This window comes from Candidatus Similichlamydia laticola (assembly GCF_003339615.1).
Lineage (GTDB): Bacteria > Chlamydiota > Chlamydiia > Chlamydiales > Parilichlamydiaceae > Similichlamydia > Similichlamydia laticola.
The window spans coordinates 61230-70699 of record NZ_QQBG01000008.1 but is presented as its reverse complement, the minus strand read 5'-3'; the positions used below and the strand labels follow the sequence as shown (position 1 = coordinate 70699).

The 9470-nt window shown below is 44.5% G+C and carries 10 protein-coding genes and 1 other RNA gene; 6 read left to right on the top strand and 5 right to left on the bottom strand.

The window, feature by feature from the left end:
- Positions 1 to 744 (top strand): ATP-binding cassette domain-containing protein (locus tag HAT2_RS00820; protein ID WP_147267455.1); only part of this gene is annotated, 744 nt, incomplete at its 5' end.
- A 6-nt stretch (positions 745 to 750) separates the two neighbouring features.
- On the opposite strand, the gene rnpB is transcribed toward HAT2_RS00820, so the two are convergent.
- An RNA gene (gene rnpB, locus HAT2_RS00815) (RNase P RNA component class A) lies at positions 751 to 1136 on the bottom strand.
- A 14-nt stretch (positions 1137 to 1150) separates the two neighbouring features.
- Complete coding sequence (cdsZ, locus tag HAT2_RS00810) at positions 1151 to 1918, bottom strand: zinc ribbon domain regulatory protein CdsZ (protein WP_114544144.1); 768 nt, start codon at positions 1916 to 1918, stop codon at positions 1151 to 1153.
- Positions 1919 to 2173: 255 nt separating this feature from the next.
- On the opposite strand from cdsZ, the gene HAT2_RS00805 reads away from it, so the two are divergent.
- From HAT2_RS00805 to HAT2_RS00785, 5 genes are all read left to right on the top strand, one after another.
- Complete coding sequence (locus HAT2_RS00805) at positions 2174 to 3070, top strand: hypothetical protein (RefSeq protein WP_114544143.1); 897 nt, start codon at positions 2174 to 2176, stop codon at positions 3068 to 3070.
- A 52-nt stretch (positions 3071 to 3122) separates the two neighbouring features.
- Positions 3123 to 3941: a hypothetical protein gene (locus HAT2_RS00800; protein ID WP_147267454.1), complete on the top strand. Its 819-nt coding sequence runs from the start codon at positions 3123 to 3125 to the stop codon at positions 3939 to 3941.
- A gap of 71 nt (positions 3942 to 4012) precedes the next feature.
- Complete coding sequence (locus HAT2_RS00795) at positions 4013 to 5506, top strand: PLP-dependent aminotransferase family protein (protein ID WP_114544141.1); 1494 nt, start codon at positions 4013 to 4015, stop codon at positions 5504 to 5506.
- Between the two features lie 28 nt (positions 5507 to 5534).
- Positions 5535 to 6185, top strand: coding sequence for an ATP-dependent Clp protease proteolytic subunit (locus HAT2_RS00790; RefSeq protein WP_114544150.1), 651 nt, complete (start codon positions 5535 to 5537; stop codon positions 6183 to 6185).
- Between the two features lie 21 nt (positions 6186 to 6206).
- The gene (locus HAT2_RS00785) at positions 6207 to 7238 is read left to right on the top strand and encodes a UPF0158 family protein (protein ID WP_114544140.1); all 1032 of its coding nucleotides are present in this window, start codon (positions 6207 to 6209) and stop codon (positions 7236 to 7238) included.
- Here HAT2_RS00785 and HAT2_RS00780 read toward each other — a convergent pair.
- The 3 genes from HAT2_RS00780 to rpsU are packed head-to-tail and all read right to left on the bottom strand — an operon-like array spanning position 7218 to position 9383.
- Positions 7218 to 8012, bottom strand: coding sequence for an MBL fold metallo-hydrolase (locus tag HAT2_RS00780; protein ID WP_181860279.1), 795 nt, complete (start codon positions 8010 to 8012; stop codon positions 7218 to 7220). The two genes, HAT2_RS00785 and HAT2_RS00780, sit on opposite strands and share 21 nt — an antisense overlap.
- Before the next feature lie 7 nt (positions 8013 to 8019).
- Positions 8020 to 9162 carry a molecular chaperone DnaJ gene (gene dnaJ, locus HAT2_RS00775; protein WP_114544138.1) on the bottom strand — a complete coding sequence of 381 codons (1143 nt, stop codon included), beginning with the start codon at positions 9160 to 9162 and terminating at the stop codon, positions 8020 to 8022.
- A gap of 47 nt (positions 9163 to 9209) precedes the next feature.
- Positions 9210 to 9383: a 30S ribosomal protein S21 gene (gene rpsU, locus HAT2_RS00770; protein WP_114544149.1), complete on the bottom strand. Its 174-nt coding sequence runs from the start codon at positions 9381 to 9383 to the stop codon at positions 9210 to 9212.
- Positions 9384 to 9470: the final 87 nt, after the last annotated feature.

The following is a 9470-nucleotide window of genomic DNA, read 5'->3' as shown; positions in this document are numbered from 1 at the left end:
GAAAAACTTCAACCAGAAGTCCTCAAGAAATCCAATATTCAGAGACCCTATATTCGATTTCAATCTTCCAAAAAAAATTCGGGCGAACGAGTTTTACTTTTGAAACAAGCCTCCTATAGCTACGGTCAAGAAACTGTTCTCGACAATGTTTCTTTGGAGATTTTGCGAGGAGAGCGCGTTGTTGTCATTGGAAACAATGGTGCCGGGAAAACAACACTTCTCAAGCTGCTGGCTTCTGTCCATGTTCCGACCTTGGGACAACTTGAAATTGGACACAACGTGCTCCCTTCTTACTTTCCCCAGAGTCACCTTGATGCAATTGGTAAAGATACGGACATGTCCATGTTCGAATGGCTAAGGAAACATAACACCTGCGCCACAGACCAGATGTTAAGAGAAGCTTTGGGAAGGATGCTATTTTCTGGAGACACACCACAAAAAGCCATTCGATCTCTTTCAGGAGGTGAAACGGCTCGCTTTGTATTAGCCCACATGACCCTACAGGAACATAACTTACTCATTCTAGATGAGCCCAATAATCATATGGATATTGAGTCAGTTGTAGCCCTGGCACAGGCTTTACGAGACTATAAAGGGACCGTCGTTGTGTCCTCCCACGACCGAGACCTGATTGAGTCTGTTGGAACGAAAATCGTCTCTATCGAAAACAGACAAGTCACGGCTTTTTCTGGGACCTTCGAAGAATGGACAGCCGACCAAAAGGGAAAAAAGACAAAAAAATAAAAAGGTGCACTGCGAAGAAGATAAGCCGGATCCTGTCTGACTCCCAAGGGAGTCGGACTGTCATTCCTCTAGAGACCTTGTCACCAAGATCTTCGAGCAGCTCCTAAAGGATCATCCAAGGAGGCATGGATTTTTCTGATCCTTATGAAACAAGGAGCCTTGCTTTCAGTAGGGTTTGCTCGAAACGAACATTACTGCCCGTCCTCTCACCGTCTTCACGGTAAGCCTTTCACCCTTATTCACGGGGGTAACCCCCCATGAACGGAATGCTCTCTGTTGCACTTTCCGTGGTCTTACGACCCCCAGCCATTAACTGGTACCGTTCCTCCTAAAGTCCGGACTTTCCTCCCGGCGGGCCTTCAGGCCCGCCCGGCGACAGTCTTTCCTTCCCAGCGCACGGGCCGGACTATACACCAGACTGAATACGCCGTCGACGTTTCTTTGTGGAAAGAAGATCAACGCTCTCTTCAACATCTTGCCAGTAATGGATTCGAGAACAGTGCTCACAAAAGACAACACGATCAGCTCTCCGCACAAGATTCTCATGTTGAGCTGTAACGAGGATATTACAACCACTGCAAGCCCGATTCTCGATCGTAACGACGACACTATCTCCCTTATGTCGAATAAGGCGTTCATACAAGGGGAGGATCTCAGGTGATGCCGAGGCAGCTAATTTCTCCCTTTCCGTCTTAAGAGTGCGTCCCTCCTCATTGATTTGAGAGACAGAACGCAAGATGTCCTCTTCCATCGATTGCAAATTGATATTGATCTCCTGAAGCGTCTTCTCCATCGAATCAGCAGCTTCCTGCTCAACCTGTCTCTTCTCCGTCAAGACGGTAATCTTCTGCTCTGTCTGCAACTTCTCTCTTTGTAACTGCGTAATGGCTTGGGCTAAAGCGTTGAAATCCTCAACTCGTTTTGCCAAATCTTGATGCTCTTCGAGCTTCTCCATCTTTTTAACGAACTCAGCGATCTCCCTGTTGTACCTCTTGAGCTCCTGCTTAATGGTCTCGATCTCCCCTTGGCAGACAGAAAGTTTCCCTTCAATGCCTTGTTTTAGCTTGAGCAAGGCCAGGAGCTCTTGGTGCTTGGCCTCTTTGAGGCGGATAAGACGGATCATCTTTAAGTCGAGATCCTGAATTTTAATAATTTTTTTCAGAGCATCGAGCATAACAAACCTAAACGAACACCATACACACCGTAAGCAGGGTAGCAAAAGTTAACAGGTGCTGCTATTTGAATCTAATAGAAAAGTTGAACAACCCCACGGATTTCAATGCTGGAAGATGCCTCTCTATCGAGAAAAATATACCCCTTTTCTAATCCTGTTTCGAAAGAATCAATTAGAAAAAAACAACTCTACCCTACCGGTTTCCTCCCTTTATGCCTCCCATCCTCTTAAAAACGCTCTAACTGAATCGCACAGATGACAAACAATACCGATCTTTCTAAAACGCGACCGACTCTTTCAGTTGAGCAGAAACTTCTGTCACTTTCTCTTGTCCTAGAGAAAACAAGGACCTGGGAGTGTCTAAAAGAGGCAAAGGACTTTGTTAAGACAAAGATTCGAATGTCCATAAGCCATTTCCTTTTTAACCTGCACGGCCTTATTTTTTTTCGAACCCTTTTGGAATGCAAAAACTGCCTCAATGAACAGGAAATTTCTCAGCTAAGAGAAAAAGGGGCTATTTATCCCTTCAAAAGAGAAAAAAAATACTTGGCCATGAAACTTGTTTTTCACGGGACGCAAGCTCTTTTTGCTTTATTTCAGTTCTTCATCCTTCTCTTCGATGTTTTTCAATTTTTAGCTAAGCATTTTCCCAAGGCGGTACTTATAACGGTTTCTTCCTATAAAGAATCCATGAGACCTCTTGGGATAGCCCTTTACTTGAATACCTTTTCGATTACAGTCCCAAATTTTTTGAGCAATTTAAAACGTGCTCATCGTCTGAACAAGATCGTCAAATCCTTTAAAGACAACACGGCTACAGAGGTAGAAGAGAAAAACTTACGTCATCTCCTGGTAGAAATAGCCAAGTATAACTCAGAGCTGTTGCAGGAGATTGCTGAGACGGAAGAGAGGCTTCAAGAGCTTTTGAAAGATGATCCTGGACAAGTCGCTCGCAAGGTTGAACGTAGTAACGATTTACAATTAGTTCGTCTCGCCCGTCAAGTCGTTTCTGCTCTGATCACACCTATTCACTTGCTGTTCATCTGTGTGTGGCCCTCTCTTTCCCCCTTCTTTATTCTACTTCAATGGACCCTCGTCATTATGCAAACCATTGCGCTTTACATTGTAAAAAAAATACTTCCCCCACCGTGAGTCAATTATTATGAACAACCCTCTGCCCCCTCCCGATGGACTACCCACCACTGTGTCGTCTTCTCCAAACAGAGAAACAATAAAAAACCGTTCCATACTAGAAAGGGTCAAACTAGCCGGAATAGACTTTCTGAAAAGGACATACACGTGCAAATTAATCGAGAAGGTTATTGCATTTAAACGATGGAAAAGCAGACATGAAAATGTTGCTCATAAGCTTTCTATACGTGACATTGTCCATATCGGAGGAAGAGCGGCTCAAATTCCTCAGTACCGAATTGCCTATTTAGCCTTTCAATCCATCTGTGAAATTCTTTCTACCTTGGCTTCTTTTATCAATACCCTAGCTGTAGTTATCCGTGTTTTGTTACCACACACGGCCGATACAGCTACTTTCATTTCGAAAGAAATCATGCATCCCATCATCGCTTTCATTTCTGTGAAAAATTTGCTCATTTACTGTCCATCTATGATTTTCTGCATAAAAAAGTGGATACAACTTAAACGCCTAGAAAAAGAATGGACTTTGGGAATGGATTCTCCAGAGACTCTCCAAAAACTAAAGAAAATTTTAATAAAAACAAATCCAAAGGTTTTACGAGGGAAGTCACAAGAAGAATTGGCCAATTTGGTACAGAGCGACCGTGCCTTCGTTCTTGCTATTCTGAACAGAGAATTAAAGTTCAAACTTACCGAACTTACGTTGGATATTTTGACATCGTTTGCAGGTCTTCTCCAAGTTGTCTTTCTGACGACAGCTCCACCCGTTTCCGTTCTCATGACAATTCTTTACTGGTTCTTCTTTATCATGAGGTACATCGTGCGGCCAATTGCTAACAAATTTCTTTCAGAGATTCAACCTACCCAATAGTTACCGTTCCAGTATAGAATGCGCTACCCGGGTCTTTGTTAAAACTTGAGATTATAAGGAGGGTCTTTCCCTTGGCACGTACCACACCTGCAGTTGATCAAGAAAACAAAGTGGCATGCGCTTTAAGAGAGCAGATGGAATCATCTTGTATCCTCAATCAACTTGGAGCTATTGGGCTCTCTGACCCCCAAATTTGCTCTATCCTGGACCAGGAACTTGAACAACAACGCACGACGTTACGCCTTATTCCTTCTGAAAATTACACTTCCCTTCCCGTTCTTCTAACGATGGGAACATGGCTATCCGATAAATATGCAGAAGGATCTCCCGGGAAACGCTACTACGGTGGATGCAGAAATATTGATGCCCTTGAGGCTCTTGCTGAGGAGAGGCTCATGCGTCTGTTCCCAGGCTTTGAGGCTTGTAGTGTTCAGCCTCACTGTGGCAGCGATGCCAACCTTTTAGCCTATATGGTGGCATTAACGGCAAAAGTTGAAATTCCAACCCTTGAAGAGCTGAACCGCAATCATAACACGAAATATACACTTAACACACTTCCTCCGGAACTATTTGAAAAGATGCGGACCCGGTTCATCGGACAGACTTTATTGGGCTTTTCTTGCTCTGATGGGGGGCATATTACGCACGGATTAAAAAGAAATCTCTCTTCCAGACTTTTTCGAGCTGTTTCTTTTTCTGTTGAAGCAGATGACTCCATAGATTATGACCGACTGGAAGCTCTTGCCCTAAAAGAGAAGCCCCTTCTTATTGTTGCTGGCATTACTTCTTACCCAAGACACCTTCATTTTCAGCGGCTCAGGGATATTGCTGACAAATGTTCTGCAGTTCTTTTAGCAGATGTCTCTCACATTGCTGGTCTGGTTGTTTCTGGCTTACTCGAGGGCCCTTATAATCCTCTTCCCTATGCAGATATATTGACTTCTACAACACATAAAACCCTAAGGGGACCTCGAGGAGCCATCATCCTAGCCAAGTCCCCCTTTTCTCAATTTCTTGAAAAGGCTTGTCCTTTAATGATGGGTGGCCCTCTTCCTCATGTCATGGCAGCAAAAGCCATTGCTTTCCAAGAAGCTTTACAGCCAAGTTTTCGGGAATATTGTGAAAAAGTTTTAGAGAATGCCCAAAGTCTTTCTGAGCGTTTACTCTATCATGGATTACCGCTTTATACAGGGGGCACCTCCAACCATTTGCTCGTCTTGAATGTAAGGAAGGCATTTGACTTATCTGGCACGCAAGCACAAGAAGCTCTCGAATCGTGTGGACTGATTACTAATAATAATCTTCTTCCTGGAGACAAAGGTATTGAATCAAGTGGAATACGCCTCGGGACACCTGCCGTAACAACAAGGGGATTAGGAAAAGGAGAGATGGAAATAATTGGGGATTTAATTTGGCATGTTCTCAAAGGCACCCATTGTGTCGAAGGTCATGTCAAAGTAGAAGAACAAACCGCCAAAAGTGTGCGTGAACAAGTCAATGTTTTGTGCTCTTCCTTCCCCCTTTATTCCCATATCTCTAGACTTTCTCCAGAGCATGATCGATAAAGAGGATCAAGAGATGGACCATTCTTTTATGCATGAGATTTGGAATTGTTTAAGAGCAGAGGACGAAGAAGAAGGCGAATCTAAGAGAAAAGGATCCTCTCGTGTTACGGATCTTGTCGAGCTCTCCCTTCTTAGATCGCGTATTGTCTTCTTGCATAGTGGAGTAGACCAAGACTCTGCTCGTGAAGTGATCCATCGTGTTTGGCATCTTGAAATCTCCTCACCGGGAAAGCCTATTTTATTCGTAATCAATAGTCCTGGAGGCTCTGTAACAGCAGGGTTAGCTATTTGGGACCAGATGCAACTTATCTCTTCTCCTATCACAACTCTCGTCACGGGACTGGCTGCTTCTATGGGATCCATGTTAAGTCTTGTTGCTCCGAGAGGGAGTCGATGGGCCACGCCTCAAGCCAAAATTATGATCCATCAACCTGCCATTTGGGGCACAGTCACGGGCCAGGCAACAGATCTTGAAATTCAAGCACGTGAAATACGTAAGACGAAAGAGACGATGATTGACCTCTATATGACAGCAACAAAGCAATCGCGTGAAGTGATTGAGAAATCACTTGATCGAGATACTTGGATGACTGCACAAGAAGCAAAAGCATTTGGCTTAATTGATCAGATTGTTTCGGACCATTTGCCTCTTCAACCTTTTTTTAAGTCGCAAAATTGAAAGCGTACGGGGGCTTGAGACATGACCAATCCTGAAACGAAAAAGAAGAAAGCACCAAAAAAGAAAGAAGAGACTCAGCCACCACAATCAGATTTTCCAGAGGCTCAAAATCCCCTCATTCTGCGCTTCAATCGTCTGATGGACGCCTTTGCCAAATCTGATGATGAACGGGATTACTTTCTCGACCGTGTCGAGGGTTTTATTATCTACATGGACTTAGATAAGGACCAAGAGGAGATTGAGGCGCTGCTTCTCGAGTTACAAAAACCTTCCAAGCGGTATTACTTGATTCCTAAGTTGACTTTTTATGAGCAGAAAAAACTGATGGAAGGGTTCATCCATGAAAAAGTCTACGATATTGACACCCGAGAGAAGCTGCTTGATATCTTAGGGTCACGGGACCCACGGGAAAACTTTTTGGAATTCCTATTGGACCATCATGCAGAGCATGAGAAATGGCAACAGTATTACCAAGACAAATTCCGTATCAGGATTACGGAATGGTTAAGAGAAAACGGTTTTAACTTTGTTTTTGAAGAAGACCTAGACCTTTCTAACACAGTAATTGAAAAGATTAAGAGACATCTTTTTAATGCGAAAGCACCCAAAGATTTAAATGAGGTTCGGCAAGCTCTCCGAGCAAAAGCTCAAGTTTACTACTCTAGCGAAGCATTAAATCCTCGGCCTAAAAGAGGTCGTCCTCCTAAGCAAATCGTCAAAGTTGAGGTAGAAAAACCTGCTAGTGCGGATATTTATTCTACACTCCCCCCTGCTATTTGTTCTTTTTTGTATGTCCCTGAATTCAACACGGCTTCTGAGGTCACCTTCTCCGCTAAGTTTGGTTCACAAGACGAGTTCGTCACTAACTTCAAGAGCACTCAAAAAACACAGTCTTCTCTTTCTCAATTAGAAGAACTTTCGAGACGCTTGGCTAATATTCGCCTCACCAATCAGCAAGACGAGATCATCCTTGGAGCCCAAGGTAGGGTCTTAGAGACGGTTCCTGAAGTAGCAGCTCCGGTAAAGAGACGCTCATCCAAGTCTAAAGGCTAAAGCACAGCTTTCCTGTGGGGCAAGACAGATTTCTCCCTGAAAAGAAGTGTTAGCCAACCTGGATCGAACAACTTGTAGAGCCAATTCGGGACTATTGCACTCTTCGGAAAGATGACTAAGATAGATTCTTTCTAATCCGGGGTGCATGATTCGTTCGAGAAGATCAGCACATTCTTCATTCGATAGGTGACCTTGTTTGCTTAAGACACGCTTTTTGTAGGGTAAAGGTCGACTACTTTTCATAACCAATTCAGGATCGTGATTGGCCTCCACGACAACAAGAGTACAACCCTCCAAATGCTTGACAACACTCGAAGAGACAAATCCCAAATCAGTACAGATGCCTATCGAAACAGGTTGATCAAGGCCAATAACGTCGATACGAAAAGCAACAGGATCAACAGCGTCATGAGAGATAGAAAAAGGGGTAATATCTAAATTGAAAAGAGTAAACGGCAGACCAGGAACAAACAGTTTGGCAGAAGGGAAGACTTTTCCATATTGTAGAATAACGGCGTGACACGTCTTAGGCGTAGCCAGAACGGGAGTGTGTCGATGAAAGGCAAAACGTGCAAGAGCGGAAATGTGGTCAAAGTGTTCATGCGACAGGAGGATGGCATCTAAAGAAAGACTGGGCTCAGGCACAAGGGAACGCATCCTCTCTTCCAAAACTTTTCCACTACACCCAGCATCAATAAGAAGAGAGAAATGCTCAGAACGAAGATAGTAAGCATTTCCCCTAGAACCAGACGCAAGAGGACAAAAAAGAAGCACAGTCTCCTTACTCTCCAGAGCCGAAAAAGCTTTTGATCCTCTTCCAAAATCTGGAGCAGTCTGGAGTCTGCTCTGATTGGGATATTTCTCCGAATTGTCGCAAAAGTTGTTTTTGTTCAGATGAAAGGTTTTGCGGTGTCTCAACAACAACATTAACCCTCAGGTCACCTGCCCCCCGACCTTGAAGATGAGGGAACCCTTGTCCTCTAACGAAGAACTGCTTCCCGCTTTGAGTTCCTTCAGGAATTTTCAAACGACACAGCTTCGAAAAAGTAGGAATCTCCTTCTCACATCCTAAGGAGGCTTCCACAAAGGTAAGGGGCAAAGTTACAAGCAAATGATCATCTTCTCTCGAGAAGACTTCATGTGGTCGAACATCGATTTCGACATACAGATCGCTCCTTGGCCCACCTCCAGGAGAGGCATCCCCAAATCCAGCCACGCGCAACCGCACACCAGAGCTGACACCAGGAGGGATATGGAACCGAACATCTTGAGTCTCCTTGACACGCCCATGTCCAGAACACGCTCGACAGCTCTTCAGAATGCGCTTCCCCTCCCCTCGACAATGGCCACATGTCATGGCCATGGTAAAGAAGCCACGTGTCTGAATGGTTTGTCCTGTCCCATTGCAAGTCGTACACGCCCGAATGTCAGACTTGGATTCAGCTCCACAGCCTGAACAGCTCGCACAAGGGATCCAACCATTCACGACAAGAGTTTTGTTCACACCCCGAAAAGCTTCCTCGAAAGAAATGGAAACGGAAACCCTCTTATCTGGACATCTCCTTTGCTGAGCTTGCATCTCTCCTGCGCCACCAAACAAGTCAAAAAGGGACTCTCCTCCTCCTCCAAAAGCACCCATAAAGGTGCGAAGGGCATCTTCCATGGAAGAGAAATTACCGAAACCGGCGTCTCCTAAACCGCCGGAATTGACTCCTTCTTTCCCATATCTGTCATACATTTGGCGCTTTTCAGGACTACTCAGAACTTCATAGGCTTCAGAGATTTCCTTAAACTTTTTCTCCGCCGCAGGGTCATCTGGATTCTTATCTGGATGATACTTAACGGCCTGCTTCCGATAGGCTCTTTTGATTTCCTCTTCGGAAGCTGTTCTAGAGATGCCCAACAAATCGTAATAATCACTCATAGATCACAGGGGTAGAACGTGTTATCGGAAAAGACCTCAAATCGGTCCTATCTTTTGTACTTGAGAGCCGCTTTAGCCTTTGCTCGCCTTTTTACAGAAGGTTTGTCGTAAAAACGACGCGCCCGAGCACATTTCATGACACCCTCTTTATCCAACTTCTTCTTCAAAGCTCTCAAGGCCTTGTCCAGGGAGTCCCCTGGGCGCAACTTCACATATGACATTCCGAACCGAATCTCCTTCTTAAAAACACGAAAAACCCGAGATAAGACACGATACACTGTTCAGAAAACAGCCACCCAGCAAGGCCA

Coding starts and splice junctions, on each gene's coding strand:
- cdsZ (WP_114544144.1), bottom strand. CDS start 1,918: ATGCTCGATGCTCTGAAAAAAATTATTAAAATTCAGGATCTCGACTTA.
- HAT2_RS00805 (WP_114544143.1), top strand. CDS start 2,174: ATGACAAACAATACCGATCTTTCTAAAACGCGACCGACTCTTTCAGTT.
- HAT2_RS00790 (WP_114544150.1), top strand. CDS start 5,535: ATGCATGAGATTTGGAATTGTTTAAGAGCAGAGGACGAAGAAGAAGGC.
- HAT2_RS00785 (WP_114544140.1), top strand. CDS start 6,207: ATGACCAATCCTGAAACGAAAAAGAAGAAAGCACCAAAAAAGAAAGAA.
- dnaJ (WP_114544138.1), bottom strand. CDS start 9,162: ATGAGTGATTATTACGATTTGTTGGGCATCTCTAGAACAGCTTCCGAA.
- rpsU (WP_114544149.1), bottom strand. CDS start 9,383: ATGTCATATGTGAAGTTGCGCCCAGGGGACTCCCTGGACAAGGCCTTG.